At 60.8% G+C, this 25,836-nt stretch carries 24 protein-coding genes and 1 other RNA gene; 17 read left to right on the top strand and 8 right to left on the bottom strand.

Annotated features, from left to right (window positions below):
* Positions 1–9 precede the first annotated feature (9 nt).
* Both ABIE63_RS02745 and ABIE63_RS02740 read left to right on the top strand, forming a co-directional pair.
* A complete protein-coding gene (locus ABIE63_RS02745) occupies positions 10–507 on the top strand; it encodes a thioesterase family protein (protein ID WP_354502594.1) in 498 nt (165 codons plus the stop codon).
* The gene (locus tag ABIE63_RS02740; protein WP_183415660.1) at positions 507–1,031 is read left to right on the top strand and encodes a pentapeptide repeat-containing protein; all 525 of its coding nucleotides are present in this window, start codon (positions 507–509) and stop codon (positions 1,029–1,031) included. The genes ABIE63_RS02745 and ABIE63_RS02740 overlap by 1 nt, the downstream gene beginning before the upstream one ends.
* On the opposite strand, the gene ABIE63_RS02735 is transcribed toward ABIE63_RS02740, so the two are convergent.
* A complete protein-coding gene (locus tag ABIE63_RS02735) occupies positions 1,028–1,513 on the bottom strand; it encodes a GNAT family N-acetyltransferase (protein WP_183415659.1) in 486 nt (161 codons plus the stop codon). The genes ABIE63_RS02740 and ABIE63_RS02735 overlap by 4 nt on opposite strands.
* Entirely contained in the window at positions 1,510–1,995 is a 486-nt protein-coding gene (locus ABIE63_RS02730) for a GNAT family N-acetyltransferase (RefSeq protein WP_354502591.1), read from the bottom strand. The genes ABIE63_RS02735 and ABIE63_RS02730 overlap by 4 nt, the downstream gene beginning before the upstream one ends.
* 127 nt (positions 1,996–2,122) lie before the next feature.
* On the opposite strand from ABIE63_RS02730, the gene ABIE63_RS02725 reads away from it, so the two are divergent.
* The gene (locus ABIE63_RS02725; protein ID WP_354502589.1) at positions 2,123–3,970 is read left to right on the top strand and encodes a chloride channel protein; all 1,848 of its coding nucleotides are present in this window, start codon (positions 2,123–2,125) and stop codon (positions 3,968–3,970) included.
* Between the two features lie 7 nt (positions 3,971–3,977).
* On the opposite strand, the gene ABIE63_RS02720 is transcribed toward ABIE63_RS02725, so the two are convergent.
* Entirely contained in the window at positions 3,978–5,120 is a 1,143-nt protein-coding gene (locus ABIE63_RS02720) for a succinylglutamate desuccinylase/aspartoacylase family protein (protein ID WP_354502587.1), read from the bottom strand.
* A gap of 121 nt (positions 5,121–5,241) precedes the next feature.
* The gene (locus ABIE63_RS02715) at positions 5,242–6,219 is read right to left on the bottom strand and encodes an AraC family transcriptional regulator (RefSeq protein ID WP_354502585.1); all 978 of its coding nucleotides are present in this window, start codon (positions 6,217–6,219) and stop codon (positions 5,242–5,244) included.
* A gap of 186 nt (positions 6,220–6,405) precedes the next feature.
* Here ABIE63_RS02715 and ABIE63_RS02710 point away from each other — a divergent pair, with 186 nt between their 5' ends.
* From ABIE63_RS02710 to ABIE63_RS02700, 3 genes are all read left to right on the top strand, one after another.
* Positions 6,406–7,263, top strand: coding sequence for a cysteine hydrolase (locus ABIE63_RS02710; RefSeq protein ID WP_354502583.1), 858 nt, complete (start codon positions 6,406–6,408; stop codon positions 7,261–7,263).
* A gap of 139 nt (positions 7,264–7,402) precedes the next feature.
* Positions 7,403–9,688: a UvrD-helicase domain-containing protein gene (locus ABIE63_RS02705; protein ID WP_354502884.1), complete on the top strand. Its 2,286-nt coding sequence runs from the start codon at positions 7,403–7,405 to the stop codon at positions 9,686–9,688.
* Positions 9,688–10,590, top strand: a complete 903-nt coding sequence (locus ABIE63_RS02700; protein WP_354502581.1) for a 50S ribosomal protein L11 methyltransferase — start codon at positions 9,688–9,690, stop codon at positions 10,588–10,590. Before ABIE63_RS02705 ends, ABIE63_RS02700 begins: the two co-directional genes overlap by 1 nt.
* Before the next feature lie 105 nt (positions 10,591–10,695).
* Here ABIE63_RS02700 and ABIE63_RS02695 read toward each other — a convergent pair whose 3' ends face one another.
* The gene (locus ABIE63_RS02695) at positions 10,696–11,076 is read right to left on the bottom strand and encodes a DUF1127 domain-containing protein (protein ID WP_354502579.1); all 381 of its coding nucleotides are present in this window, start codon (positions 11,074–11,076) and stop codon (positions 10,696–10,698) included.
* A gap of 234 nt (positions 11,077–11,310) precedes the next feature.
* Here ABIE63_RS02695 and ABIE63_RS02690 point away from each other — a divergent pair, with 234 nt between their 5' ends.
* The 3 genes from ABIE63_RS02690 (at position 11,311) to ABIE63_RS02680 (ending at position 14,341) form a co-directional block, all read left to right on the top strand.
* A complete protein-coding gene (locus tag ABIE63_RS02690; RefSeq protein ID WP_354502577.1) occupies positions 11,311–13,350 on the top strand; it encodes an aminopeptidase P family protein in 2,040 nt (679 codons plus the stop codon).
* A 33-nt stretch (positions 13,351–13,383) separates the two neighbouring features.
* Positions 13,384–13,800: RNase P RNA component class A (rnpB, locus tag ABIE63_RS02685), an RNA gene on the top strand.
* A gap of 43 nt (positions 13,801–13,843) precedes the next feature.
* The gene (locus ABIE63_RS02680) at positions 13,844–14,341 is read left to right on the top strand and encodes a GNAT family N-acetyltransferase (protein ID WP_354502575.1); all 498 of its coding nucleotides are present in this window, start codon (positions 13,844–13,846) and stop codon (positions 14,339–14,341) included.
* 100 nt (positions 14,342–14,441) lie between these two features.
* Here the strand turns inward: ABIE63_RS02680 and ABIE63_RS02675 are convergent, their stop codons facing one another.
* The 3 genes from ABIE63_RS02675 to ABIE63_RS02665 all read right to left on the bottom strand — a co-directional run bounded on the left by ABIE63_RS02675 (position 14,442) and on the right by ABIE63_RS02665 (position 16,669).
* The gene (locus ABIE63_RS02675; RefSeq protein ID WP_354502573.1) at positions 14,442–15,452 is read right to left on the bottom strand and encodes a zinc-binding alcohol dehydrogenase family protein; all 1,011 of its coding nucleotides are present in this window, start codon (positions 15,450–15,452) and stop codon (positions 14,442–14,444) included.
* Positions 15,453–15,480: 28 nt separating this feature from the next.
* The gene (locus tag ABIE63_RS02670; RefSeq protein WP_354502571.1) at positions 15,481–16,296 is read right to left on the bottom strand and encodes an SDR family NAD(P)-dependent oxidoreductase; all 816 of its coding nucleotides are present in this window, start codon (positions 16,294–16,296) and stop codon (positions 15,481–15,483) included.
* Between the two features lie 82 nt (positions 16,297–16,378).
* Positions 16,379–16,669, bottom strand: coding sequence for a putative quinol monooxygenase (locus ABIE63_RS02665; protein ID WP_354502569.1), 291 nt, complete (start codon positions 16,667–16,669; stop codon positions 16,379–16,381).
* 98 nt (positions 16,670–16,767) lie between these two features.
* On the opposite strand from ABIE63_RS02665, the gene ABIE63_RS02660 reads away from it, so the two are divergent.
* The 8 genes from ABIE63_RS02660 (at position 16,768) to mraY (ending at position 25,835) form a co-directional block, all read left to right on the top strand.
* Positions 16,768–17,679 (top strand): LysR family transcriptional regulator, encoded by a 912-nt coding sequence (locus tag ABIE63_RS02660; protein ID WP_354502567.1) that lies wholly within the window; start codon positions 16,768–16,770, stop codon positions 17,677–17,679.
* A 414-nt stretch (positions 17,680–18,093) separates the two neighbouring features.
* Entirely contained in the window at positions 18,094–18,561 is a 468-nt protein-coding gene (gene mraZ / locus ABIE63_RS02655) for a division/cell wall cluster transcriptional repressor MraZ (RefSeq protein WP_354502565.1), read from the top strand.
* The gene (rsmH, locus tag ABIE63_RS02650) at positions 18,561–19,526 is read left to right on the top strand and encodes a 16S rRNA (cytosine(1402)-N(4))-methyltransferase RsmH (protein WP_354502563.1); all 966 of its coding nucleotides are present in this window, start codon (positions 18,561–18,563) and stop codon (positions 19,524–19,526) included. The genes mraZ and rsmH overlap by 1 nt, the downstream gene beginning before the upstream one ends.
* Positions 19,523–20,062: a hypothetical protein gene (locus tag ABIE63_RS02645; protein WP_354502561.1), complete on the top strand. Its 540-nt coding sequence runs from the start codon at positions 19,523–19,525 to the stop codon at positions 20,060–20,062. Before rsmH ends, ABIE63_RS02645 begins: the two co-directional genes overlap by 4 nt.
* Complete coding sequence (locus tag ABIE63_RS02640; RefSeq protein ID WP_221205734.1) at positions 20,059–21,828, top strand: penicillin-binding protein 2; 1,770 nt, start codon at positions 20,059–20,061, stop codon at positions 21,826–21,828. Before ABIE63_RS02645 ends, ABIE63_RS02640 begins: the two co-directional genes overlap by 4 nt.
* A complete protein-coding gene (locus ABIE63_RS02635) occupies positions 21,806–23,293 on the top strand; it encodes a UDP-N-acetylmuramoyl-L-alanyl-D-glutamate--2,6-diaminopimelate ligase (RefSeq protein WP_354502559.1) in 1,488 nt (495 codons plus the stop codon). The genes ABIE63_RS02640 and ABIE63_RS02635 overlap by 23 nt, the downstream gene beginning before the upstream one ends.
* Complete coding sequence (locus ABIE63_RS02630; protein ID WP_354502557.1) at positions 23,290–24,735, top strand: UDP-N-acetylmuramoylalanyl-D-glutamyl-2,6-diaminopimelate--D-alanyl-D-alanine ligase; 1,446 nt, start codon at positions 23,290–23,292, stop codon at positions 24,733–24,735. Before ABIE63_RS02635 ends, ABIE63_RS02630 begins: the two co-directional genes overlap by 4 nt.
* A gap of 11 nt (positions 24,736–24,746) precedes the next feature.
* Entirely contained in the window at positions 24,747–25,835 is a 1,089-nt protein-coding gene (gene mraY / locus ABIE63_RS02625) for a phospho-N-acetylmuramoyl-pentapeptide-transferase (protein WP_183415644.1), read from the top strand.
* The last annotated feature ends 1 nt before the right edge of the window (position 25,836 follow it).

Below are 25,836 nucleotides of genomic sequence, written 5' to 3'. Positions count from 1 at the left end.
GAGAACTGAATGTCGGCAGCAGGACCGTTGAGATTGTACCGTACGACCGTCTCGCCGGATTGGATCGATTACAACGGTCACATGAATGTTGCGTACTATGTCTTAGTTTTCGATCAAGCCACGGATGTATTCCTGGAGAGGATCGGCCTTGGTCCTGAGGAACGCAAGACCTTGCAGGGTTCCATTTTCAGTGTTGAAGGACATATTACCTATCAGCGAGAGGTCAATCTCGGCGATCCGCTGGTCTGTGATGTGCAACTGCTTGGTTTTGATGAGAAGCGTATTCGTTTTATCACGATCATGCGGCATGAGACCGAAGGATTCGTTGCAGCCACCATGGAGTGGGTCCATCTCTACATGGATATGAATCTGCGCAAGGTCGCGCCTATGCCCAAACAAGTACGCGAGGAACTTCAGTCCATCATGAATAACCATGACCTTCTTGAATTGCCGACTGAAGCTGGTCGCGCCATTGCCAAGCCACCGCTTCCAGGGACAAGACCCTGATGCGAAATCGGTGGTTGTTGAACCTGTGTTTATCTTTGGGGTTTGCAGCGCTTGCCTTGGGTTTGGACGCGCGGGATGCTTCAGCGGCCTGCACGGACCCGCCACAGCCTTTGGTTAATTGGCAGCGCTGCTCGTTGGATGGTTTGGACCTTAGCGGGCTTGACGTCACCGGCGGTAGAGTACGAGAGGCCTCTTTTGTGCGGGCGAATCTCAGCAACAGTGTCTTTGCTGAGGTGGAGGGGTATCGGGCCAAGTTCGTCAACTCGGTGATGATCGGGACGATGCTCGACGGTGCCAAGTTGTCGGATGCTGACCTGACGAAAGCGGATCTGACGGACGCATCGTTGGTTGGGACTGATTTGCGGAATGCAATGTTGTTTCGGGCGAACCTTCGTGGTGCCAACTTGACTGATGCGCGCCTGGAAGGTGCAAACTTGACCTTTGCCGATCTGTCGGGTGCTACCTGGACGGACGGCAAAACGGTTTGTGCGGAAGGCTCCAAAGGTCGCTGTAACTGGCGCTAGGTTCTGTCGGAATCGGCCAGGGTTTTGAGACCGTTCCCTGAAAGGCGATAGGCGCACCACTCGTTCATGTGAGTCATTTCCAATGACTCGTAAAAGGCGCGTGCGGGATTCCAATGCAGCACTGACAGATCCAAGCGGCGGCAGTCACGCTCGATCGCAAGTTTGGCGATACGCGCCAATAACGCTTTACCCGCGCCTAAACCTCGGGCCTCCGGCTTGACGAAAATGTCTTCCAGGTAAATTCCCGGCCGCCCTTCGAACGTCGAGTAATTGTGGAAAAAGAGAGCAAATCCAACAGCTTTTCCCTGCCATTCGGCCAAGAGGCATTCAAAGTACGGATGGCTGGAAAACCCGGTGTCGAGAAAATCCTGCTCGGTGGCCCGCACGTCGTCGAGAAGGTCTTCGAAGGCAGCCAAGTCTCGAACGAGGCCCATAATAACGCCTGTATCGCCGGGCTCCGCTTTGCGGATCGAGAGGGTCATTGGTCACACTCCTCTGCCAGCGTCGCTAACGCCGCGTCCTCGCTTCGCATCACGGATTCACCGGGCGCGAAAAGCCCCAGGCCTTGATAAAACGCAATAGTCTTTGGGTTGTCCCCGCGCACGTTCAGCTCCAAGCGGATGTAGCCTCGACGCCTGCCTTCGGCGGCGGCGGCGGCGAGCAATTTGCGCCCTAACCGCTGGCCGCGGAGCGCCTCGCGAACATAAACATTTTCGATCAGGAGAACCGGGCCGCCTTTGAACAGCGAGAAAGCGCGATAAAAGGCCAAGTAGCCGACCACACCGGAGTCTGTTTCCGCTACCAATAACTCGAAAGCAGGCGCGGAACCAAAAGCCCAGCGTTCGATAAATTCAGGTGTGCAGGCACCGACCTTGCCTTCGAAGCGCGCCAGTTCAGTGACCAAGTCAGCGATGACCGCTGCATCTTCCCTACGTGCGAATCGGATCTTCGGTGATGAGGTCATGGGCTCTTTGCTTTCAGGCTGGATTTGGAAAACGCAGACGCTAGCATTGCATTGGTTTATCCGACAACGGGTGATGCGCCGCGCGTTCCAGGGGGTTTCATACCATCGCCGGAAAGCGTTTAATCCGATGGACGAACCAGAGGACGCGGGGATGATTTCAATAGCCGACTTTGATCTTGGGCGTCGCCTGCGGCGTCAACGCCGTATATTGGCGCTGCGGTGGTATCGGACCCGCCGTGCCCTGCAGTCGCCCCATCTAAAGCTGTTCTTGTTATCGATCCTAGTCGGACTGGCGGGGGGCTTGGCCGGAATCGGCTTTCGTCTTGGAATTGATTTCTTCCAGTGGTTAGCGCTTTCGGTTCGCGGCGAGAACCTCCTGGCCGCTATCGATGCTGTGCCCTGGTGGCGGATACTGCTGTCGCCGATGCTCGGCGGCTTGATCATCGGGCTGTTTGTTTATCATTTCATGCCCGGCCGCCAGCAACCGCAGGCTGTGTCGCAGGTCATCGAAGCCAGCGCTTTTCGCGGCGGCCGCATGTCGTCGATCGTCGGTTTGAAGGCTGCGGTAGTCAATGCCCTGTCCATTGGGTGCGGAGGCTCTGTGGGCCGTGAAGGCCCGGTTGTGCATCTTGGAGCCAGCATCGGTTCGTTCTTCGCCAACCGCCTCCATCTGGGACGCGCCATGAGCCGGACATTGCTCGGCTGCGGTGTCGCCGCTGCGGTCGCGGCGTCCTTCAATGCACCTATCGCCGGCGTGTTCTTCGCGCTGGAGGTTGTTGTTGGCCATTATGCGTTGTCGGCTTTCGCGCCGGTCGTCGTTGCCAGCGTCTTGGGTACGATGGTCAGCCGCATGTACTTCGGCGATTTTCCGGCCTTTGTGCTGCCGGCGACGCGGGAGATCACTTCCTTCTTCGAGTTTCCGGCGTTTGCGTTGCTAGGCATCATCAGCGCCATTGCCGCGATCTTATTCATGCGTTCCATCATGGCGGTCGAGGATACTTGGTTGCGGTTCCCAAAAGTGCCGTCGTGGGCGCGTCCGGCGATCGGCGGCCTGGCCGTGGGCTGTATCGCATTGGTCTTTCCCCAAGTCTTGGGGGTCGGATATGGCGCGACCGATGCCGCGCTGTCGGAAACCCTGCCGTTATGGCTGCTCTTTGCGCTTATTCTGATGAAGACCCTGGCCACCGCGCTTTCGTTGGGTTCTGGCTTCGGCGGGGGAATTTTCTCGCCGTCGCTGTTCTTGGGCGCGATGGTGGGAGGTGCGTTCGGTGTGCTGGCGACCAGCGTCTTTCCCGATCTATCGTCCGGTCATGGGGCCTACACGATAGTTGGAATGGGCGCTGTTTCCGGCGCAGTGCTTGGCGCGCCGATCTCGACGGTCTTGATCATTTTTGAGATGACCAACGACTACGCGTTGACCATCGCCGTGATGATTGCCACGGCGATCGCCTCGATCATCACGCAGCAGCTATTCGGCAAGAGTTTCTTCCAATGGCAGCTGGAGCGGCGCGGCATCAGCCTCGCAGGCGGTCGCGAGGTCGGTTTGCTGCGCGCCCTGGAGGTCTCGGGCTTCACCGACAAAGCGGTCGAGAGCGTGGATCCTGGCACACCGTTGGCCGAGGTGCGGCGCAAGCTGGCGGCGGCCCCCTGGAGTTTGCTGGCCGTTGTCGATGACGATGAACGTCTGGTTGGTCTGATTTCCTTTCCGGATTTGGCGGAGTTAGCCTTCGATTCCTCCAGTGACGAAATCATGGTGGCCCAGGATACGATGCATAAGGCGGGGTACCTCTTGACGGCCCGCGACGATCTGCAAACCGCTGTGCAGGCCTTCGGCGCCAGCGGCGAAGTGCATCTTCCCGTCGTCTTCGATCGCGAGGAACAGCGCTTCCTGGGTTTTGTCCACGAACACGAGGTGATGGTTGCCTACCACCGCACGTTGCAGCAGGCCCGTCGCGAGGAGCGCGGCGAGGTCTGAGAGCCGGTCAGCGATTTTCCAGCAAGACACCGACCCGATCCTCGAGGATTTCCTCACCAACAATCTTCGCAATCGAAAAACCCGGAACGGCCCACTTGTGCTGGCGTTTAGACAAAAGAACGCCGTTTGTCCCGGCGTGTAGCGGCACCCTCGCTCGTCCCAAGGTATCGGCCGCCGGATCGACGATCTCAGCGATCAGATCGCCAGCTTTGATCTGCTGGCCAAGCGCTGCTTTATAGGACACAACCCCCGCCATTGGCGCGCGCAGAATTTCGGTTGCGCGCAAATCGGTGGCGTCGCAGATGGGCTTGGCGGGTGGTGGCGCTTCACCGTCGATAATTCCGCGGCGCTGTAGCGCCTTGAATATTGCCAAGGCGTCTTTTTCGGCGGTGGCGTCGTCCACATCGGGCCTGCCGCGAAGCTCGACGGTTGCCGATAGCGGTGGCGCTGGAATGTTCGCATCCGGGAAGGCACGCGCCAGTTTGGTCCAAGGAGCAGAGAAACATTCGTCAAACGAACCGCCGCCCGAATCTTCTGCCGTCATGACCGCCGCACAGCCAAGATCCGCCGCAAGGTCGGCGGCATCCGGCCAGGATTGTGGAGCGATAAAGAGGTGCATCAAGGCGTCGTCGTCGCAATGAAGGTCGAGTACGATATCGGCATCATAGGCCAGACCGAGCAGCGTCTTGCGCCAAGTCTCCATCTCGCTATTCGGTTTCCAGTCGTTGAGCCATGTGACCACTGCCGTGCGAAAAACCTTCTGGTTAGTGACGGGGTCCTCACCGATCAAGCCGTCGAGCCGCTTTTCCACAACCGCGAAGAGGTCCGGCCAGTTGCGATTGAAATTGCCCTTGCCGCCTACTTCATAGCGTCCTGACAGTTCGTCATTGACGATCTGTGAAAGGCCGATCGGGTTGGCGAAGGGCACCAAGACGACTTGTCCCAGAATCCGGCCTTTGCCCGCGGCTTGATCGAGAAGCCGGCGCAGGTGATGAGCAACCAGCAGCGCAGGTGTTTCGTCTGCGTGGATGGCAGCCTGAATATAGGCCTTTTTTCGCGCGTTCCTCTTCCCGTAGAAAAGGGCGAATAACTCCCGGCTGCTACCTGGTCCAGCAGGTGCAAGAGTGAATTTTTGGACCTCTGCTGCCATCAAATCTATCCCTTTCGGTCTTGGTCTTCGTCTGGTCGGGCCTTCACCATGAAGGCCGACGGCATTCTTGCGTGCACTTGGTCTCGGAGGTCAAGGGGGTGGGAAGTAAACAAGCGGTGTGTTACTTCGCGACCTGGCGGCTCCGCCGCCGATACGCTCCCGGCGCTATCTTGAAACGCGTTTGAAAAGCGCGCGTGAAGTAGCTTCGGCTTTGATAGCCGACTTTCTGCGCGATCCGGTCAATGGGCAGGCTGCTGCCGCTCAGAAGTTGGGCTGCATGCTTCAGACGCAGCTCAATCAGTAGGTCGATCGCGCCGCGGCCGAAAGCGTCCGAGAAGCGCTGGGCAAAACTGGACCGGCTCATACCCGCGAGAGCCGCCAAGCTCTCCAGATCATGCGGCGCGGTGGGATCGTTGGTCATCGCCAGGAGCGATCTCGCCAAACGCTCGTCCTCCAGCGCTGCCAACCAGGGGAGGCGGCAGTCCTCCTCCTTGCAGTGCCCGCGTAGCAGCAGGATCAGACTCTCCTTCAGCAGGACACGGGCACTAGCTAGGCTGCCAGGCCGGGGGGTCGCCAGTTCTTCCAGCAGCCGGTTCAGCGTCCAGCCGAGGGGATCGTTCGGCAGCGCACGTGCGATTATTGGCTCGTCGAGATAATCAAACAGTCCTGTCCCGGCGCAAAAGCTTGCGCGCAGCAGGCTGCAGGCCATGACCGTGCGGGGTTGACCGGTGGCTTCCTGGCCAAGCGGGTCATGCGTTTCGCGAAGCACCAGATGGTGCCGCCAACTTGGGTCGAGGTCACGACAACAGTTGCTGTTTACGCCCGAGGCAATCGGCTCGCCGGTCAACGTTAGCGCTTCGTCGGTCCAGCGCGCGGTCATGTGCTGGTGCCAGTGCGCGGGGATGATAGCGACCGTGCCGGGATGCAGCAGCAAACGACGATCCTGCGTAAAGCTAATCTCGGCCGAACCTTGCAGCAGATAATGGATCGTCGGCACCGCGTGCGCGCCAAGGTCTAGCGCCGCACCCGTCTCGACCTCGCAGATCGCGAAGGGCTCCACGGTTACCTCGGTCGCATCAAGCAGGTTGTTCAGCAGCATCAAAAGGCCTTCAAGGATTCTAAAGCTCCCAAGGATGCATACACCCGCATGGCAGTTGCGCCAACACCAAACTGGACGATAAGGCACAAATGAACGACCTAAGGGCTCGCCGTTACCCCGAAGCTGCGTTGCAGAAGCGTGGTGCAATGACGCATCCGGCCTGTTGATGAATTGGAGGGATTAGAAATGAAATGTTGCGATCATCACAATGAAGGGTCTGCGCCTGATAGCGAGGAGATTCATGAAAGCCGCAGGAAGCTGTTGATGGGAGGTGGCGCCGCTGCCGCGGTCGCAGCCGGTGTCGGCCTTTCCGGCGGCATTGGAATCGCCGAGGCGGCGGGTGAGGGGCCCTATGCCGACCCTGCCGAACCAGCGCTGCCGCAGACCGATGTCGACGTAAATCTGGCAAACACCGCTCTGGTCATCACCGACCCCCAAATCGATTTTTTGAGCCCGGATGGTGTGACCTGGGGCGTAGTGGGCGCCAGTGTTGAATCCAACGGTACGGTCGAGAACATCGGCAAGCTGTTGAAAGCCGCCAAGTCGGTTGGCATGACGGTGGCGATCTCGCCCCATTACTACTACCCCACCGATCATGGCTGGAAGTTCGGCGGTCCGCTTGAGAAATTGATGCATGCGATTGGCATGTTCGATCGCAAGGGTCCGCTGTCGACAGACGGCTTTGAAGGGTCGGGCGCAGACTTCATGCCGGAATACAAACCTTACATCGAAGACGGCAAGACCATCATCGCCTCGCTGCACAAGGTGTATGGTCCGGAAGCCAACGATCTTAGTCTGCAGCTTCGCAAGGCGGGAATCGACAAGGTGATCCTGGCGGGCATGTCGGCGAACCTTTGCGTTCAGGCGCACCTGCATGAACTGCTGGAACAAGGCTACGAGGTCGCGGTGGTACGTGACGCAACAGCCGCAGCCATGTTGCCGGAGGGTGACGGATATATGGCAGCACTCATAAACTTCCGCTACATCGCCAATGCGCTCTGGACGACCGAAGAAGCGACGAAGCGCATAACCGAAGCTGCCTGATATCGAGACGCCGTTCCAAGGGGCGTTCTTCTCAGGCGACTTTCAAGGAAGTGGGCTGCTTTCGGGCGGTCCACTTTTTTTGTAAAACAGGACGGGCGACGGCGTGCAGGCGCGTCCCGGCTGCGCTATATTGCCCGCCATGGCCGATTCGATTTCAGCCGCTGCGGCGGCCACACCACCTTATTTTGCAAAGCTCAACCCCACCCAGCGGGAGGCGGTCGAGGCCCTGGACGGGCCCGTCCTGGTCCTGGCAGGGGCGGGTACCGGTAAGACGCGGGTGTTGACCACCCGTCTTGCGCATCTGCTCTACACCCGCCGTTGCCTGCCCGGGGAGCTTCTGGCCGTGACCTTCACCAACAAGGCGGCGCGGGAGATGAAAGACCGTGTCAGCTCTCTGCTGGGTGTTGATCATGTTGAGAGTTGGTGGTTGGGCACGTTCCACGCCTTGGCTGCGCGCATACTGCGCAAACATGCAGAGCGCCTTGGCCTCGCCTCGAACTTCACTATCATCGATACCGATGATCAGATCCGGCTGGTCAAGCAGCTTCTGAGAGCCGAGCAGATCGACGACAAGAAATGGCCCGCTCGGGCCGTGCTCTCGGCCATCGAGCGCTGGAAGGACAAGGGGCTGACGCCCGACCGCCTGAAGACGACCGACGGCGGCGAGATGGCGGCGGGCCGCGCCGTGGAAATCTTCCGCCAGTATCAGGAACGACTGATTACGTTGAACGCCTGCGATTTTGGCGACCTGTTGCTGCACTGTCTGACGTTGTTTCAGAAGCATCCGGACGTGCTGGAGGAATATCATCGCCGCTTCAAATACATTCTGGTCGATGAGTACCAGGACACCAACGTGGCGCAGTACCTTTGGTTGCGACTGCTTGCTCAGGCCAATCACAACATTTGTTGCGTGGGAGACGACGATCAGTCGATCTATGGCTGGCGTGGTGCGGAAGTCGGCAACATCCTGCGTTTCGAGCAAGATTTCACTGGCGCAAAACTGGTTCGTCTGGAACGTAACTATCGCTCGACCGGAAACATTCTGGGTGCGGCCAGCGGTCTGATAAAGCAGAACGCCGGGCGTCTCGGGAAAACGCTCTGGACTGAAGGCGGCGAAGGCGAGAAAGTGCGGGTTCGCGGTCTTTGGGACGGCGAGGCGGAAGCCCGCTACGTGGGCGACGAAATCGAAACCCTACAGCGCAAGGGGCATTCGCTCGACGAGATCGCGATCCTGGTGCGCACGACCGCGCAAACCCGCGAGTTTGAAGAGCGCTTCATCACCTTGGGACTGCCCTACCGTGTCGTCGGTGGCCCGCGTTTCTATGAGCGCGCGGAAATACGCGACGCGCTGGCTTACCTTCGGCTCTTGCAATCGCCGAGCGATGATCTGGCCTTTGAGCGCATCGTCAACAAACCTAAACGCGGGCTGGGCGACGCAACCATCCGGTCGCTGCATGGCTTGGCACGTCCCGCTGAGATTCCCCTGACCGAGGCTGCCCGGCAAATCGTTGAAACCGATGAACTGCGGCCGCAGGCAAGGCGCTCCCTAGGCGGTCTCCTTGCCGATCTCGACCGCTGGACCGGTATGGTCGGCGATACACCCCACCCGGAGTTGGCCGAGATTGTCCTCGACGAGTCCGGCTACACCGAGATGTGGCAGCTGGACAAATCGGTTGATGCGCCGGGGCGGCTCGAGAACCTCAAGGAATTGGTCAACGCCATGGCCGAGTTCGACAGCTTGATGCAGTTCCTCGAGCACGTCAGTCTGGTAATGGAGAACACCCAGACCCTGGACCAAGAGCAAGTTACGCTTATGACCTTGCATGGCGCAAAAGGGCTGGAGTTCGATAGCGTCTTCCTGCCGGGCTGGGAGGAAGGGCTGTTTCCCAATCAGCGAGCCCTGGACGAAACGGGACTGCGCGGCTTGGAAGAGGAGCGGCGCCTGGCCTACGTGGGCCTGACCAGAGCGCGCAAGCGGGTGGTCATATCCTTCGTTGCGAACCGGCGTCTGCATGGCTCTTGGGCGGCGGCCTTGCCTTCACGGTTCCTGGACGAGTTACCCAAGGACCACGTGGAGGTCGAGAGCGATGCCGGCCTCTATGGCAGCAGAGGCGGCGGCTACGGGGGCTTCTCGGGCTTCGCAGGCTTCTCAGACTGGGGGCAGGGGCGCACGACACCCGGTTATCGCCGGGCCCAGAGCCACGCGAGGGGTGCTGCGCCGAAGCGGTTTATCGACGGCGTGGCCGAAGAAGTCGGGCAGCTTTCCAAGTCCGGATTCAAGATTGGTCAGCGCGTTTTCCACCAGAAATTCGGCTATGGTGTGGTGATCGAGCGGGAAGGCGACCGCCTTTCCATTTCCTTCGATAAGGCGGGCGACAAGAAGGTCATGGCCTCCTTCGTCGTCCCCGAAGATCAGGCGGGCTAATGACAAAATCGGACGATGGCGGCAACGGCTGGCGTGTGGACCTGGAATTTCCGGCCGACGGGCTGGCAGTTCTGGAAGAGGCATTGATGCCGCTAGGCGGCGCATTGGTTACGGGTGGCCCCGACGATAAAGGTGTGGTGCCGGTGGTACTTTATCTAGGGCAAGAGCCGGATCGCGCGGCCTTGACGGCGGCGGTGTCATTGGCGGCGTTGGCCAGCGGTCTCGGCCAGAATGCGCCAGCTTACAAGGCAGAACCCCTGCCCCCGACCGATTGGGTGTCGGAGAGTCAGAAATCTTTGCCGCCGATTACCGCCGGACGGGTCTACATTCATGGTTCGCATGTAACGGAAACACCGCCCGAGGGTAGCATTTCGCTGTTGATCGATGCCAATCAGGCCTTTGGGACCGGTCGGCACGAGACCACGCGCGGCTGTCTGTTGGCCTTGCAGGACCTGCATGAACAGGGGGTCGTCTACGAGCGGGCGCTCGATATGGGCTGCGGTTCCGGCGTGTTGGCCATGGCCATGACGCGGCTTTGGTCCAGGCCGGTGCTGGCAGTAGACAACGATAGGGATTCCGTTCTGGTCGCCCAGGAAAACTTGCGCCTCAACGGCCTATCATCTGCAGTGCGGGCGGAGCTGTCTGATGGCTACAACAGCGACGTCGTGCGCGACTCGGCACCCTACCATTTGATCGTTGCCAATATTCTAGCCGGGCCGCTCTGCGAGATGGCCGATGATCTGGCGGCCAATCTGGCATCGGGCGGCTATGCTGTCTTGTCCGGGCTGCTCGATCACCAGGAACGCGAAGTCGGAGACCGCCACCTTGAGGTAGGGCTGGAGTTGGTGGCGCGCTACCCGCTGGATGAGTGGATGACGCTGGTCCTTCGCCGCCCGTTGTAAAGGTCCGGGGACCGACCAACCCTGAAACGCGAAAAGGACGGCTGCCCCTCAACGGAGCGCCGTCCCTTTCGTTCAGTACAGGTCTGCCGGAAAGCAGGGTATGCTTTACGCAGCTTTCTTCTGGCGGTTGCTGTTGGCAACCCGCTTGGCAGCGAATCCGTCGGCCTGATTCATGGCCTGAGCCGGCGTCAGGAAGGTCGGCTTGGAAACGCCACGCATCTCCTGATCGTAGGCAAAATCGGCAGCACTGATCGCAGCGCGACGGATCATGCCCGGAGCCAAGCCGATATCGGCCAGCGTGCGTTCGTCCAGACGCTCAAGCGCGATCATGGTGCGGCGGCGCTGGTAAGCGCGACGCAGACGCTCAGGAATGCCCTTGAACAACTTGTTGCCCAAGGAAGCGAAAAACGCCCGAAACAACTCGGACTGCTCACGGCGCGCCTGTGCCAGGATCGCGTCGTTGATTAGGGTTTTCTCGTAGTACATCTCAGTCACCTCAACTTGACACTATGCAAGCCTTTATTGCGAGCTTATCTCTAAGCGACGTTAGCTCCATGCCGACGTTGCCTTCATGGACTGGAAGATGGCGCTGGGATGCATGGCTGAGAAGTGGCCGTTTTGCACTGCAGCATTGCAGCCGCAGCATGACTAGAAACGCGGTAGAACGTACCGGAATAAAACGATTTTTAAGTTCCTGGTTTGGATTTGAAGGGTTGTGGAATGACTGCTGGTGAAGGAAGCCCCGCGTCTGATGCAGAGCTTGTCGAGCTGCTGAGACAGAACGGTATCGTGCTCGAACTGGACGATTTGGAGGCCTTGTTGGACGGCGTTCTGGCGGCGCCGGAGGGTGAGGATTCCCTCGCCTGGACCGCGTTGGTGAGCGAAAGTCCATCACCGGAACTGGTTCGCGTCTTCCAGGATCTCAAGGCGCGGCGTCGATCCGCCGGTCCAAAGAAGCGGCCATCGATTGCCGAGCGGCTCGCCGGCGTGCGTGCGGCGATGGCCGAGCGCGAACTGGATGGCTTTTTTGTGCCGCGCGCAGACGAACATCAGGGCGAGTATGTGCCAAAGCGCGCCGACAGGCTGGCATGGTTGACCGGCTTCACCGGCTCCGCGGGCATTGCATTGGTTCTAGAGGAAGCAGCGGCGATCTTTTCTGATGGGCGCTATACCTTGCAGCTTGAGCAGCAAGTTGATGGCGCGCATTTTGAGCGTCTGCACGTCACAGAGCAGCCGCCTGCCGAATGGCTGCTGGAAAAGCTGCCGAATGGCGGCCGCGTGGGCTACGACACTATGCTGCACACACCGACTCAGGTCGAGGCCCTGATTCAGGCTCTGGCGCCGGGCGGTATCGAACTGGTGCCGCTTGACGACAACCTGGTTGATCATGCCTGGGGGGCGCAGCCACCCGCACCCCTATCGCCTGCGATCCCGCATCCCTTGGAGTTCGCGGGGCGCAGCAGCGAGGATAAGCGCGCCGCTTTGGCGGATGATCTCGCCAAGCGGGGAGCCGAGGCGGCGGTCTTGACCTTGCCTGATTCCATCGCCTGGCTTTTGAACCTGCGGGGCGCGGATGTGCCGCGCACACCCTTTTGCCTGTCCTTTGCGGTGCTGCATGCCGATGGGGCGCTCGACTGGTTCGTCGATAAACGCAAGGTGACGCCGGCTCTGGCGCGAACACTTGGGAATTCCGTGCGACTACAAGACCCGGACGCTTTGGGTGCGGCGCTTGATGGCCTGGGTGCGCGCGGCGCCAAGGTTCTCGCCGACCCTGGTTCGGCGGGTATTTGGTTCTTCCGACGGTTGGCGGCGGCTGGCGCCAAGCTGCTTTATGCGCCCGACCCCTGCCAGCTTGCCAAGGCCTGCAAGAATCCGGTCGAGGTTGCCGGAACCAAGCGCACGCACGAACGCGACGCCGTGCCGCTGATCCGGTTCCTGGCCTGGCTGGATCGAGAGGCTTGCGCGCGGGCCGATAGCGGCAATCCGATCACCGAGATGGAGGCGGCGGACAAGCTCCATGGCTTGCGGCGCGAGACCGGGAAGCTGCGGGACCTCTCCTTCGATACCATTTCAAGCGTCGGTCCGAACGGTGCGCTGAACCACTACAGGGTAACAGAAGAGACCAACCGGCCGCTGACGCGCGGTGAATTCTATCTGGTGGATAGCGGCGGACAGTATTCCGACGGCACGACCGACGTCACCCGCACGCTGCCGATCGGCGAGGTCAACGTGGAAATGGCCGAACGCTATACCTTGGTTCTGAAGGGGCATCTGGCGCTGGGTCGCCAGCGCTTCCCGAAGGGCACCACCGGCAGTCAGATCGATGCTCTTGCGCGACAGTATCTTTGGCAGGCGGGCCTCGATTTCGATCACGGCACGGGCCATGGCGTCGGCAGCTTCCTGTCGGTGCACGAGGGGCCGCAGCGTATCTCCAAGGTTCCCAACAGCATCGCCTTGCAGCCGGGCATGATCGTTTCCAACGAGCCGGGGTACTACAAGCCGGGCGCCTACGGCATCCGCATCGAGAACCTGGAGGTGGTGGAGGAGATCGATCTGCCGGGACGCGAGCGTCCTCTGCTGGGGTTCCATACCCTGACGCTCGCACCCTACGACCGGCGTGTCATCCGCCTCGATCTTCTGACTGGAGAGGAGCAGGCGCAGATCGACGCTTATCACGCCCGCGTCTTTGCCACCGTGGGCCAGCACCTGGACGAAGCCGACCGCACTTGGTTGGCGGCAGCTACGCAACCGCTGGCTTGATCCAGACGGTGGCCCAGCGTACATAGAACCCAGCCAGATGGCCGGATGGCTGCCTTTGGCGTTTCGGGTGCAAGCCCGGGGCGCCGGGGGAGGAAAGTCCGGGCTCCACGGAAACACGGTGCCGGGTAACGCCCGGCGGGGGCGACCCTAGGGAAAGTGCCACAGAAAGCAAACCGCCACCCGGAACGTTCCGCAAGGGACGCCGGAGGTAAGGGTGAAAGGGTGCGGTAAGAGCGCACCGCGCGACCGGCAACGGAAGCGGCAGGGCAAACCCCACCGGGAGCAAGACCAAGTAGGGACGGCAGGGCTCCTTGAGAGTTCAGGCGGGTTTTCGCGCCGCCGTCCGGGTCGGTCGCGCGAGGCGTCCGGTAACGGGCGTCCCAGATGAATGGCCATCTCGGGAGGCTTCGGCCTTTCGGACAGAACCCGGCTTACAGGCCATCTGGCTCTTTATTTTTTCTACAAGTCCCACGGGGCGGGAAGGGTGACGCACATGTCCCAAGAACCAAACAGCGAGACGACGCCCCTGATGATCCGTCCGGCCCGCGAAGCCGACCTGCCCAGCGTTGTCGCGCTCCTGGCCGCTGATAGTCTGGGCGCCGGTCGTGAAGTCCCGCCGGGACCAAACGGCAAAGTGCTAGATCCAGCCTATGGAAAAGCCTTCGCCGCGATGTCCATGCAAGGCGGCAATGAGCTTTTGGTGGCCGAGATCGACGGTGCGGTTGTCGGCTGTTTGCAGTTTACGGTCATTCACGGTGTCAGCAGACGCGGCATGTCCCGCGCACAGATCGAAGGCGTGCGCGTCGCCTCTTCCCAACGTGGCCAGCAGGTCGGTCAACGTTTGATGGCCTTCGCCATTGAGCGCGCGCGCTCTTTAGGGTGTGGCCTCGTACAGCTCACCACCGATCAGACGCGCCCGGACGCCCACCGCTTTTATGAACGCCTCGGTTTCAAGGCCAGTCATATCGGCATGAAACTGCCGCTGGACTGAAAGCACTTCAACTGGGGGTATCGCCGACCGCCCGACCTCCGATTTGAAGATCGGGCGATAGCGTCTCGCAGTGTTCGCGGACCGATGGCCCAAACTCCGGTCAGAAGGATTCGACGACCACCTTGCCCTTCGCTTGCCCGGTTTCAATAAGGGCATGAGCGGCCCGAATGTTTTGGGCGTTGATCGGCGTCAGCACCTTGTCGAGGGTCGTGCGAATACGTCCTGCGTCAATTTCCGCAGCAACATAGTTCAACAGATTGTGCTGCTCGATCATATCCGGCGTTTCAAACATAGAGCGGGTGAACATGAACTCCCAATGAAGGCTGGCCGCCTTCAACTTCATGCCTTCCATCGGCATCGGCAGATCGGTATCGTCGATGGTCACGATCCCACCCTGCGGCCGGATAAGCTCGACCGCCGTTTCCCAGTGGCGCATGTCATTGAAAATCGCGATGTGATCGACATGCTGGAATCCCAGAGCGCGAACCTGCTCTACCATGGGTTCACGGTGGTTTACCACGTGATCTGCACCAAGCTCTTTTACCCAGCTTGAAGTTTCCGGACGCGAGGCAGTGGCGATCACCACAAGCCCGGCAGCCTTGGCGAGCTGAATGCCAATCGAACCGACGCCACCGCCGGCACCGATGATAAGGACGGTTTGACCCTTGTCGGCGCCATCGCGATCAATGCCGAGACGGTCGAAGAAGGCCTCGTAGGCGGTGATCGTCGTCAGCGGAAGCGCCGCTGCCTCGGCGAAGCTAAGGGACTGCGGCTTTGAGCCGACGATACGCTCGTCGACGAGCTGGTACTCGGCATTGGTTCCGGATCGGGTGACATCGCCCGCGTAGTAGACCGCGTCGCCCACCTTGAAGAGCGTAGCGTCAGGACCAACAGCCTCGACGATACCGCTGGCATCCCAACCGAGTATGCGGGGCGTATCTTCAACCTTGTCCTTCGGTGCGCGGAGCTTGGTGTCGACCGGGTTGATTGAGACGGCCTTTACGGCCACCAAGATATCCCGGCCCGACGGCGTCGGCTTGGGCAAATTTATGTCGAGAAACGCATTCGGGTCCTCGACGGGCAGATAGTGTGTCAGAGCGACGGCCTTCATTGGATGTTCTCCTGTATCCGGGAAGCGGTTAGTCGTGGGTTGGTGTTTTCGCCAGGAGGCGCTCGATCACGCCGATGATCTCTTCGGTTTTGCCGGGATCGAGCGCGTCGGGGTGAGGGGCTGAAAACTGGCCTTTATCGTTGTCGAAATATTGCCCGGAGGCCTTGGCGAAAGACGCATCCAAGGCAGCGCGTTTGAGAATGTCCGCACCTATGCGAATATCGCCGCCGGCTATGCCGAAAGCTTCTTTCACCATCTTGCTGCCGAGCAGGGATCCGGGATTGACAGCGATGACTGCCGGGCCACCTTCTTTGAGCACCGAGGCCAAATGGAAAGACCACATGGTGACCGCCAGTTTGCTTTGCGCATAGGCGGCGCCGTCGGACAGGCGGACCTGTCCGGCAAGAGCCTTGGGATCGACTGGGGATTGTGCGGCGGAGGATAGATTGATTATCCGCCCCGAAGCGTCCAGCAGAGGTAACAGCCGCTGTGTCAGCAGATAGGGTGCAATGATGTTGACTGCGAAACGCACGTCGCGCCCGTCGGGTGTTATGGGGCTCGCCGACTTGTAGACGCCGGCGTTGTTGATCAGCACGTCTAGCGTCTCATGCTTTGCGGCAACCGCGGTCGCAAGCGCCTCGACGTCGGCAATGCGCGACAGGTCGGCCAAGTAGGTTTCAATACGCCCACCGCCGGCTAGCGCCGCCAGCATTCGGCCTGCGTCGTCCAGCTTTTTCGCATTGCGACCATGCAGCAGCAGGTTATGGCCGTCCGTCGCCATCATCTTGGCAGCTTCCAACCCGATGCCGTCAGTCGACCCGGTAATGAGAATGGTTTTTTGCATGATCCGTTCCTTGTTTCAAAATGAGAACCGGCGATCGCGGCGGCAAAACGCGTGGGCTTGGTTGGCAACCAACCTGGGGCGGTCAGGCGATGACGGTCATCTCATTGAGCGTGAATTCCGCGACGGCGCCGTTCGTGGCTTCCATAAAGGCGGTGAGGTGCGGGGCATTCATATGAGTTTGCCACAGCGCGCGGGTTTCCCAGGTTTCGTAGAACATGAAGTGCGCTGGGTCATCGTCGTCGCGGTGCAGGTCATACTGAATGCACCCCGCTTCCGCGCGCGTGGTTGGCACCAACTTCACAAGCTCGGCTTTGACCAAGTCGATCTGGTCGGGGGTGGCATGAATGTTTGCGACAATGGTCAACTTGGTCATATTCGAGAATCCCCGGCAAATGATCAGAGATATATAGCTGCTTGCCAAAACCGGAAAAACAGGCAGAATACGAAAAGATAATCCGGAAAATCCGTATAATGCTTTTGAACAACATCGCTCTTTTTCTGCAAATCGTTGAGCGTGGCAGCCTGACGGCGGCCGGTCGCGAGGCGGGCCTGTCCTCGACGACCGTATCGGAACGGTTGGCCGCTCTGGAGGCGCATTTCGGCGTTGTCTTGTTGAATCGCACGACGCGGGCGATCAGCCTGACGGAGGAGGGGCGAACTCTGGTGGAGGGCGCCAAGCAGGTGCTGGGTGAGATCGAGGACCTGGAAACCCGCATCCGTTTCGGCGCGCAGACGCTATCCGGCCCTATTCGCATCAGCGCTCCCAGCGATCTTGGGCAGGCCGTCGTTTCAGCGGAGATCAACGCCTTCCTGGCGGAACACCCAGCTATCTCCGTCGAGCTTTTTCTATCGGACGGCTATGTGGATATCGTGGGTGAAGGTTTTGACATCGCCTTGCGGTTTGGCACGGTGACCGACAGTACATTGCGCGTCAGAAGCCTGGGCCGACATCGGCGCATCGTCTGCGCGGCGCCGATCTATCTGGAAAAGCACGGTACGCCGAACAAGCCGGTCGATCTCAAAAACCACAATTGCCTGAACATGCGGTTTGGGATGAACCTGGATAATGTTTGGCGCTTTGGCCCAGGGACGGTGCAGCAGATTGTTACCGTGCGCGGCGACAGGGTGTCCAACGATGGGGCGCAAGTGCGCCGTTGGTGTCTCGAAGGGCATGGGATCGCCCTGAAGTCGGAACTGGATGTTGGCTCGGATATCGAGGCCGGGCGGCTGATCGAAGTGCTTGCCGACTATCCTTCGCCGCTAACGCCCTTGCAGATGTTGTTTCCGCCCGGCAGAGCGCAGCCAAGGCGTGTACGGGCGCTGGCCGAACGACTGACGGCGCGGTTTCAAGATGCCGCGCAATCTGCCCAGCAGTCCGACTAAGCGTCTTCTTTTAAATAGAACAAAAGAAGAACTTAGATTCACGCTGCGTGACAGCGCCTTGTTTTCCCGTGGTTTTGTCGTTGTGGGAACACAACCGGAACAAAAACTCGCCACATTCCACTGCTTGATTGCTTGCTGCAGCAATTAATGACGATTTTAGGCTTATTCGATGCATTGCGAGGGTCGAGTAAAGCCTTGTGAGACTGCGCTTTTTACTGCGCTTTTCATTGACGCCCATGAATTCCCATGATATCCCATTTATTCCCATAAGCGAGTGTGCGGCAGTGCGTTTGTCCATACCGCTCGTGGGACAACAGGGCGCCGGGGGAAAAGCGCCAGGGGAATAACACCCGAATAAATCGCCAGGCAGTCCCTGGCTAAGGCGTTGAACTGGGCAACGAACGGGAGCAACAGGTGGCCACCTTTCTAGGCACCTACGAGAACCGGTTAGATAGCAAGGGTCGGATTTCCGTGCCCGCGCTGTTCCGTGCCCAGCTTCCCGAGCCCCACAATCAAACGGTCGTTCTGTTTCCGTCTTACCGCGCTGCGGCCATCGAGGGCTGCGCGATGGACTTCATCGAACAACTGGGTGAGAGCATCAGCGAGATCGACCTCTTCTCGGATGATCAGGACGATCTGGCGACCTCGCTCTTTTCAGATTCACAGCCGTTGGGCATGGACAAGGAAGGGCGCATCGTGTTGCCCGCCGAGTTGATGGCCCATGCGGGCATCACCGATCGGGGCTGTTTCGTGGGCAAGGGTCCGCTGTTCCAGATCTGGCAGCCCGATGCCCTGGCAGCACACAAGGCAGAGGCTCGTCAGCGCGCCCGCACCAAGGGCCTGACCTTGCCGATCCGGCCGCGTCGGGACGGGGGGGCGTGATGACGAACCTGACCCAAGACCGCCACGCTCCGGTCATGCTTCGAGAAGTCCTTGAGACGTTGGTTCCGCATGACGGCGGACGCTATCTCGACGGCACTTTCGGCGCCGGCGGCTATACCCGGGGTATCCTGGAGGCGGCAAATTGCCGCGTCTGGGCCATCGACCGCGATCCGACCGCCCTGGCGGCGGGGGCTGCCTTGGTAAAGGCTTTCGACGGACGTTTGACCCTCTTGGCCGGTTGCTTTGGCGAAATGGACCGTCTGCTGCACGCCGACGGCGTCGAGGCGGTCGAGGGCGTGGCGCTGGACATCGGCGTCTCCTCCATGCAGATCGACGAAGCCGAGCGCGGCTTCTCCTTCCGCCATGACGGCCCACTGGACATGCGCATGGGCGGCGAGGGGGCGACGGCGGCCGATGTGGTGAACGATCAGGAAGAGGCCGCGCTGGCCGATATCATCTACCGTTACGGAGAGGAGCGGCAGTCGCGCCGCATCGCCCGCGCCATCGTGGCGGCTCGCCAGGAAGCGCCGATCACCCGCACGCTGCAGCTTGCCGAAGTGGTGCGTGGCGCAATTCGCGGTGGCGGCGCGCAGGCCATCGACCCGGCGACCCGCACCTTCCAGGCGCTGCGCATTTATGTGAATGACGAGCTCGGTGAGTTGGAGCGTGGTCTTGCCGCAGCCGAATCCTTACTGGCGCCGAACGGCCGCCTGGTGGTGGTTTCTTTCCATTCGCTGGAAGACCGCATCGTCAAAAGCTTCCTGCGCGCCCGCAGTGGCGGCGAAGGGGGCTCGCGTCATCTTCCACAAGTCCAATCACGTGAGGCCGCGACCCTGGAGTTGCTGTTCAAGGGTGCGCTCAAGCCAAGCGACGAAGAAATCCGGATCAATCCTCGAGCCCGCTCCGCCCGGCTGCGCGCCGCGCGCAAGCGGGATGGCTCGTTCATTGAGGGAGGCCGCGCATGATCCGCTGGTCCGCATTCCTCTGGAGCGTCGTGGGGATCGTCATGGCGATCGTCGTGTTCCAGGTCAAATACAAGGTACAGGAGCTTGAAGGTGAGCTTGCCGCCGCGAACGCTCGAATCCTGCACGAGCAGGAAACGATCCAGGTGTTGCGCGCGGAGTGGAGCTACCTGAACCGTCCGGCCCGTATCTCCGAACTGGCTCAGCGTTACCTTGAAGTTGGGTCCGATGGCCAGCCGGTGACCTTCGCCGCCGCTCAATTGGATGAATTGCCGCTTCGGCTGGAAGGCGTTGTGCTTCGCGCCGCCGATGCCGGGCCGCTTCTCCCGCAACCGAAGCCTTCTTTGTCTGGACCTATCTTCGTAGCTGCGCCCTCTCAAGCTTCTCCTGATGGGACTGCGCCAAGCGGGGTCGGACCTGCGTTCTCCTCTCCAGCGCAGGCCGACCTCCACGTTCATAAAGATCAAGCGACGACTTATGCGGCGACGCACGTACCAACCATAGGGGCGACCCTCGCCAGCTTCGGAGGGACGCAATGATCCCTCGCTTGTTCCGACGGAGCGCCAGCATCACAGTTTCTCCCTGCCCGCCGCTCGGTCTCGACATGCAGACCGGGCGGCAGCCAAATGTGGTGCTCGGTAGTCGGCGCAAGCAAAGCATCGACGTGGGCCGCACGCGTTTAATCGTGGCCGCCTCCATTTTCGCTTTCGCCTTTGTTATCGTCTCCGTCCGTTTGGTCGAACTGGCGGTCTTCAAGCCAGGTCAAGAGCCGCATGTGGCTTCAACCAGTGATGCGGAACGCCTGGAAACCGGGCGCGCCGACATCGTCGATCGGAACGGCATCGTTCTTGCGACTACATTGCCTGCCGCATCGCTTTATGCAAACGCCCGGCAGATCGACAATCCCAAGCGCGTGGCGGCGCAACTCTCCGCCGTGCTGGTGGATGTCAGCGAGCCGCGGTTGGAGCGTTTGCTGTCCAGCGACCGTGCCTTTGTTTATCTGAAACGTGACCTGTCTCCGCGTGAACAGTTCGAAGTCAATGCGCTGGGCGTGCCCGGCTTGTACTTCCAGAAAGAGAACAAGCGGGTTTATCCGCAAGGGGCCCTGACCGCGCAGATCGTCGGCTTTACCGACATCGACAATCGAGGTTTGGCGGGCATGGAACAGGCCTTCGACGAGGTATTGCGCGGCCGTACCGAACCCCTGCCGCTTTCCGTCGATCTCCGGGTCCAGCATGTGCTGGCCGAAGAGCTGGGCATTGCCATGAATGAGTTCAGCGCCATTGGCGCTGCCGGCGTGGTGCTGGATGTCGAAACCGGTGAAGTGGTGGCCATGGCCTCCCTGCCGACCTTCGAGCCCAGCGAGGTCGGAACCGCCAGCAACGATGCGCGTTTCAACCGGGCGACGTTGGGCACCTACGAGATGGGGTCGGTCTTCAAGGTCTTCACCGCCGCCATGGCGTTGGACAGCGGTCGCGTCTCCATCACTGACAGCTTCGATGTTTCCAAGCCGATCCGCATCGCGCGCTTCACCATCAATGACTACAAGCCCAAGGGGCGGGCGCTGAGCGTGCCGGAAATCTTGATTTATTCCAGCAACATCGGCACGGTGCACATGGTCGAGCAGATCGGCTCCGAGATGCAGCAACAGTATCTGGGAGCGCTTGGTCTGCTGGAGCCGATTTCCATTGAGTTGCCCGAGGTCGGGTCACCCCTGGTGCCGCTGCCGTGGCGCGAAATCAACATGATGACCGTGTCGTACGGGCATGGTCTTTCCGTATCGCCGCTGCAACTCGCCGGTGCCATGGCGACGGTGGTCAACGGCGGAATCCAGAAGCCGATGACCTTGCTACGCCGTCCGCCCAACAAGCCTGTCGGTGGCGAGCGGGTTCTGAAGGCCGAGACCTCTGAGAAAGTCCGTTGGCTAATGCGCCAGGTGGTCGTCGAGGGAACCGGCAAGTTTGCCAATGCGAAGGGCTACAGGGTCGGCGGCAAGACAGGCACATCCGACAAGCTGCGCGGAGGGCGCTATTCAGACAACGCACGCATAGCCTCCTTCGTCGGCGCCTTCCCGATGGATAACCCGCGCTATGTCGTTTTCGCCATGGTCGATGAGCCCAAGGGCCTCAAGCGGACCTATGGCTACGCCACCGGCGGCTGGGTCGCAGCACCCGTCGTCGGCAACGTCGTCGAGCGGATCGCGCCGCTGCTGGGGGTCGCGCGTCGTGATCTGGAACTGCCGGCGCCGAGGGAACTCGGACCGCTCCTGGAGGCGAAGGCGGATGCCGGGCAGACAACTCACTGAATTATTGACAGGGCTGGAAGAAGTTAAGGTGCAAACCGCGATGGAGCAGAAAGAGATGATGATCGGAGGATTGACGGCAGATAGCCGGGAAGTCCGTCCGGGCGATCTCTTTGCGGCTCTACCGGGGGCCCGTGTGGACGGACGTGACTTCATCGATCAGGCCGTGGGCCGAGGCGCCGATGCGGTGCTGGCCCCGGTGGGCACCAGCCTGAAAGATTACGGAAGGCCGGTTTCGCTGGTGACGTCCGACGAGCCGCGTCGCACGCTGGCGCAGATGGCCGCTCGCTTCCATGGCCGCCAACCCCGCACCATTGCCGCGGTTACCGGTACCAGCGGCAAGACATCGGTTGCCGATTTCCTGCGCCAAATCTGGACTTTGGCGGACCGCAAGGCGGCCAGCCTTGGCACGCTCGGGTTGATCCCGGCCACGGCCGCCAGCAAGGCTCCGCCATACCTGACGACGCCCGATCCGGTCGCTCTTCATGCCTGCCTGAAGGAGGTCGCAGAAGCCGGATACGAGCACTTGGCCTTGGAGGCCTCCAGTCATGGTCTTGACCAGTATCGGCTGGATGGGCTCACGTTCAGCGCGGCTGCTTTCACCAACCTTTCCCAGGATCACCTGGATTACCACCCGGACATGGAAAGCTACCTCAACGCCAAGGCACGCCTGTTTGGGGATCTGTTGCCGACGGGCGCAACAGCCGTTCTTAATGCCGATGCGCCGGAGTTCGACAGGCTTGCGGCGCTTTGTGAAAAGCGGGGCATAGAGGTTCTGTCTTATGGCTTGGCCGGGGATGACCTGCGCATCGTCGAAGCCCGCGCTTTGCCCGACGGAATCGCGCTTTCGCTGCGGATGAAGGGCCAGGACTGGCAGGGCAAGCTTGATCTGATAGGGACTTTCCAGGGGCACAATGTCCTTGCCGCACTCGGCTTGGCATTGGCGACAGGGCTGGAACCCTCGGTCGCCCTTGAGGCCTTGCCGAAACTAGTTGGCGTTCCCGGACGGCTGCAGCGGGTCGCCCAGACCGTTAGTGGCGCGCAGGTCTTCGTCGACTATGCCCACAAGCCCGGCGCGCTGGAAGCCGCGCTCACAGCCTTGCGCCCCCATGCGGAAGGTCGTCTGATCGTGGTATTCGGCGCAGGTGGTGACCGCGACCGTGGCAAGCGTCCCCTGATGGGAGAGATTGCGACGCGCTTGGCCGATGTCGTGCTGGTGACCGACGACAATCCACGCAGTGAGGACCCCGTTGCCATCCGCGCCGAGATTCTGGCTGCAGCGCCAGGAGCGCGGGAAGTCAGCGACCGCGGCGGCGCCATCGCGGCGGCCTTGGCTGAAGCCGATCCGGGCGATCTGGTTCTGATCGCCGGCAAGGGACATGAAACCGGGCAGATCGTCGGCGACAAGGTGTTGCCGTTCGACGATAGCGAAATAGCGCGGCGTCTTGCGCGGGGAGGGCAGGTATGACCCAGACCCCGCTATGGACACGCGACGAGGTGCTGGACGCTGTAGGCGGATTGGCCAAAGGGGCGGATTGGACCGCAGGCGGTGTTGCGATCGACAGCCGTAACCTGCAACCGGGAGACCTCTTCGTCGCACTCCAGGGGCCCAATCACGATGCGCATGATTTCGTGGCCGCCGCTCTAGCTAACGGAGCGACGGCGGCGCTGGTGCACCGGATGCCGGAAGACGCACCGGAAGGCGCGCCTTTGATCCTGGTCGAGGACACTCTCAAAGCCTTGACGGCTCTGGGTCGGGCTGCGCGCAAACGTTCATCGGCCCGTATCGTGGCGGTGACCGGCAGCGCCGGGAAAACTGGAACGAAGGAGGCTTTGCGCCTGGTGCTCTCGCCATTCGGCAAGGTGAGCGCCAGCGTATCCAGCTTCAATAATCACTGGGGCGTCCCGTTGTCGCTCGCACGCATGCCGCGTGACGCTGAATTCGGTGTGTTCGAATTGGGCATGAACCATCCGGGCGAGATTCGCGATCTGGTGGCTCTGGTGCAGCCGGAAGTGGCGGTTATCACGACCATCGCCCGCGCTCATCTCGCTTTCTTCAAGACAGGCGCCGCAATCGCCGAGGCCAAGGCCGAAATCTTTGAGGGCGTGCAGCCTGGAGGCGCCGCTATTCTGAATGCCTCCAGCGAGTACTACGGTCTATTGCGGGCCCGCGCCGAAGCGTGCGGCGTGACCCGGTTTCAGACCTTCGGCAAGTCGGCCGAAGCCCAGCTTCGTCTTGTAAACGCAGAGCTTTATGCCCGTTGCAGCGCAGTTTCCGCGTTGATCGGCGGCAAGCCCTTTGACTATAGCCTGGCGGTGCCCGGTGAACATTGGGTCATGAACTCGCTTGCGGTCTTGGCGGTGGTGCGGGCGTTGGGTCTGGACCTGACGACGGCAGCCGCACAATTCACGCGCCTGAAGATTCTGAAGGGCCGCGGCTCCAGCGAGTTGGTCTCCATGCCCGAAGGCGCATTCGAGTTGATCGACGACAGCTACAACGCCAATCCGGAATCCATGCGCGCGGCGCTCTCGGTCCTGGGGCGCTCCAAGCCGCGTGAGGGAAGCCGCCGGATCGCGATCCTGGGTGACATGCTGGAGTTGGGGTCGGAAAGCCGCAGCCTGCATGCCGGCCTGGCCAAGCCGCTTTTGGAAGCAGATGTCGATCTGCTCTTTGCCTGCGGTGCGGACATGACGGCGTTGTTCGAGGCGCTGCCCGCTGACCGTCGCGGCGCCCATGCGCGTGATTCAGTAGCCCTGCTCCCCATCGTTCAGGCCGCGGTCAAGCCCGGCGACGTAGTGATGGTCAAGGGCTCTCTCGGCAGCCGCATGGCGGTCATCGTCGAGGGTTTAAGGACCCTCGACCGGAAACACTCCGATAACCAGCCGCTTCGCGCGGCCAACGGACGTTAGGAGGAGACATCATGCTTTACAATCTCCTGACCCCGCTGGCTGAGGACTTCATCTTCTTCAACCTCTTCCGCTATCTGACATTCCGTGGCGGCGGCGCCGTTATCACTGCGCTGATCCTGTCCTTCGTGCTTGGGCCATGGGTAATCAACTGGCTGAAGGCCAAGCAGAAGGAAGGCCAGCCGATTCGTGAGGACGGGCCGGAGACGCACCTGCTGACCAAAAAGGGGACGCCGACCATGGGCGGTGTTCTCATCTTGCTCGCGGTCGCCATCTCCACCTTGTTGTGGGCTGACCTCTCGAACCAGTACGTTTGGATCGTGCTGCTGGTGACAGGCGGCTACGGTGCGATCGGCTTCGTCGACGATTACAAGAAACTGACCAGCCGGTCTCACAAAGGTTTGCCCGGAAAGCTCCGGTTGGTTCTGGAAATCGGTATCGCCGTGGCCGCTGCTTACTGGATCACGGTCATCAGTCCCGAGCATCTGCAGTTCCGTTTCGCCTTGCCGTTCTTCAAGGATGCGCTGCTCAATCTGAGTTGGCTGTTCCTGGCGGTCGCCGCCGTTGTCATGGTGGGTTCGGCCAATGCGGTGAACCTGACGGACGGGCTGGACGGGTTGGCTATCGTTCCCGTGATGATCGCCACCGGCGTCTTCGCCCTGATCGCCTACCTCGTCGGCAATGCAGTCTTTGCGAACTATCTGGGGTTGCACGGTGTGCCGGGGTCGGGTGAACTGGCGGTTTTCTGCGCCGCGCTGGTTGGCGCCAGTCTCGGGTTCCTCTGGTTCAACGCGCCGCCGGCCATGGTCTTCATGGGCGATACCGGCTCGCTATCCTGCGGCGCGGCGCTGGGCACCATAGCGGTGATTACGCGGCACGAACTGGTCCTTGCCATCGTCGGCGGGCTCTTCGTTTTGGAAACGGTATCGGTGATCGTGCAGGTCGCATCCTTCAAGATGACCGGCAAGCGCGTATTCCGTATGGCGCCGCTGCACCATCACTTCGAGAAGAAGGGGTGGGCGGAGCCGACCATCGTTATCCGCTTCTGGATCATCGCGTCCATCCTGGCCCTGATCGGCCTTTCAACCTTGAAGATTAGGTGAC

The organism is Limibacillus sp. MBR-115, assembly GCF_040549425.1.
Classification (GTDB): domain Bacteria; phylum Pseudomonadota; class Alphaproteobacteria; order Kiloniellales; family CECT-8803; genus Limibacillus; species Limibacillus halophilus.
This window is presented reverse-complemented; position numbering and strand designations above follow the sequence as displayed.

Coding starts and splice junctions, on each gene's coding strand:
- ABIE63_RS02720 (WP_354502587.1), bottom strand. CDS start 5,120: ATGGCAGCAGAGGTCCAAAAATTCACTCTTGCACCTGCTGGACCAGGT.
- ABIE63_RS02725 (WP_354502589.1), top strand. CDS start 2,123: ATGGACGAACCAGAGGACGCGGGGATGATTTCAATAGCCGACTTTGAT.
- ABIE63_RS02740 (WP_183415660.1), top strand. CDS start 507: ATGCGAAATCGGTGGTTGTTGAACCTGTGTTTATCTTTGGGGTTTGCA.
- ABIE63_RS02745 (WP_354502594.1), top strand. CDS start 10: ATGTCGGCAGCAGGACCGTTGAGATTGTACCGTACGACCGTCTCGCCG.
- ABIE63_RS02635 (WP_354502559.1), top strand. CDS start 21,806: ATGCCGGGCAGACAACTCACTGAATTATTGACAGGGCTGGAAGAAGTT.
- ABIE63_RS02630 (WP_354502557.1), top strand. CDS start 23,290: ATGACCCAGACCCCGCTATGGACACGCGACGAGGTGCTGGACGCTGTA.
- ABIE63_RS02670 (WP_354502571.1), bottom strand. CDS start 16,296: ATGCAAAAAACCATTCTCATTACCGGGTCGACTGACGGCATCGGGTTG.
- rsmH (WP_354502563.1), top strand. CDS start 18,561: ATGACGAACCTGACCCAAGACCGCCACGCTCCGGTCATGCTTCGAGAA.
- ABIE63_RS02700 (WP_354502581.1), top strand. CDS start 9,688: ATGACAAAATCGGACGATGGCGGCAACGGCTGGCGTGTGGACCTGGAA.
- ABIE63_RS02640 (WP_221205734.1), top strand. CDS start 20,059: ATGATCCCTCGCTTGTTCCGACGGAGCGCCAGCATCACAGTTTCTCCC.
- ABIE63_RS02680 (WP_354502575.1), top strand. CDS start 13,844: ATGTCCCAAGAACCAAACAGCGAGACGACGCCCCTGATGATCCGTCCG.
- ABIE63_RS02660 (WP_354502567.1), top strand. CDS start 16,768: ATGCTTTTGAACAACATCGCTCTTTTTCTGCAAATCGTTGAGCGTGGC.
- ABIE63_RS02730 (WP_354502591.1), bottom strand. CDS start 1,995: ATGACCTCATCACCGAAGATCCGATTCGCACGTAGGGAAGATGCAGCG.
- ABIE63_RS02675 (WP_354502573.1), bottom strand. CDS start 15,452: ATGAAGGCCGTCGCTCTGACACACTATCTGCCCGTCGAGGACCCGAAT.
- ABIE63_RS02735 (WP_183415659.1), bottom strand. CDS start 1,513: ATGACCCTCTCGATCCGCAAAGCGGAGCCCGGCGATACAGGCGTTATT.
- ABIE63_RS02710 (WP_354502583.1), top strand. CDS start 6,406: ATGAAATGTTGCGATCATCACAATGAAGGGTCTGCGCCTGATAGCGAG.
- ABIE63_RS02705 (WP_354502884.1), top strand. CDS start 7,403: ATGGCCGATTCGATTTCAGCCGCTGCGGCGGCCACACCACCTTATTTT.
- ABIE63_RS02665 (WP_354502569.1), bottom strand. CDS start 16,669: ATGACCAAGTTGACCATTGTCGCAAACATTCATGCCACCCCCGACCAG.
- ABIE63_RS02690 (WP_354502577.1), top strand. CDS start 11,311: ATGACTGCTGGTGAAGGAAGCCCCGCGTCTGATGCAGAGCTTGTCGAG.
- ABIE63_RS02695 (WP_354502579.1), bottom strand. CDS start 11,076: ATGTACTACGAGAAAACCCTAATCAACGACGCGATCCTGGCACAGGCG.
- ABIE63_RS02645 (WP_354502561.1), top strand. CDS start 19,523: ATGATCCGCTGGTCCGCATTCCTCTGGAGCGTCGTGGGGATCGTCATG.
- ABIE63_RS02715 (WP_354502585.1), bottom strand. CDS start 6,219: ATGCTGCTGAACAACCTGCTTGATGCGACCGAGGTAACCGTGGAGCCC.
- mraY (WP_183415644.1), top strand. CDS start 24,747: ATGCTTTACAATCTCCTGACCCCGCTGGCTGAGGACTTCATCTTCTTC.